The organism is Aeromonas sp. (genome assembly GCF_051657805.1).
GTDB lineage: Bacteria > Pseudomonadota > Gammaproteobacteria > Enterobacterales > Aeromonadaceae > Aeromonas.
Genome location: NZ_JBOFLJ010000025.1, coordinates 1 through 1,029, shown reverse-complemented (window position 1 = coordinate 1,029; position 1,029 = coordinate 1). Strand labels below are relative to the sequence as shown.

General features: G+C 57.2%; 1 protein-coding gene. It reads left to right on the top strand.

Annotation, left to right across the window (positions count from 1 at the left end; all coding sequences use genetic code 11):
• Positions 1 to 711: 711 nt before the first annotated feature.
• Positions 712 to 1,029: hypothetical protein (locus ACRCYW_RS12935; RefSeq protein WP_438550502.1), on the top strand; the 318-nt coding region annotated here is incomplete at its 3' end.

Here is a 1,029-nt window from a genome sequence, read left to right as displayed (position 1 = left end):
CCTTCGACGCCAGTGCAAGAGCCAACCGATCGACGAACACGCTTTGACAAGCCATCGACAAGCCATCGCGAACGGCCACTCGAACAGCCACTCGAAGCCACACAGGCACGCACCTCCTCGCCGTCATATCTCTCTCCACCAACCAACACAACGATCTGAAGACCTTCATTAGGACCCTGAGATCAACATGTCTAGCGACCAAGACCTCAACAACGCCCAAACCGGGCACCACAACAACAGTGGACCATCTGCCAGGCGCGCCACCGGCCCTGGACCTGGAGCTGGAGATACAGCTGGAGCCACAACTGGAGTTGGCGCCACCACTGTGGGTCCACAACTGGAAACACCCCCGGACATGGCCCTCACAGGGACACTGGAGCCCATGCTCCCCACAACCCCTACATCCACTTCAGGACGGCGAACAACACCTATATCACCCCAGCCCGTAGACCCAAACATCAAACAGACCAACTGAGTGCCCTTCGGGGCACCCAAAACACCCTCCCAGGTTACACTACCCCACGACTGGTTACCCAACAGCAACCAGCCACACCAGCAGCCACCGGCCACCACCAACCTGCCAATGGACCACCTCCTGGCATAGCAGCAGCAGGCACAGGAATAGCAGCAGCAGCAGCAGCAGCAACAGCAGCAGCAGAGCAAGAAGAATTCCAATATGACAATGGCATCCCAGATGAAGCCATTGTCAACATGGATGTGGAAGGGACCACGGAGGCAGACACCAACCAAGCCCCCGCCGCAGCAGCAGGAGCAGCCGCAGAAGAAGGAGCAGCCGATGATAACGCAGCCGCACCTGATCAGCAGCTTCCAGCCACAGCAGGAGCCCACATCCCCAACCTCACCACCTCTGCACCAACCATCACCATCCCTGGAGGCTACGCCTACAATAGACAAGCCAACACGGATGCAACTGAAGCTGACAAAGCCATCCTGGACCAGGAAAGAGATCTTGCCAAGGCTACAGAGATGCTCATTCCACAAGACACATTTCAAGACGCAATCAAAACA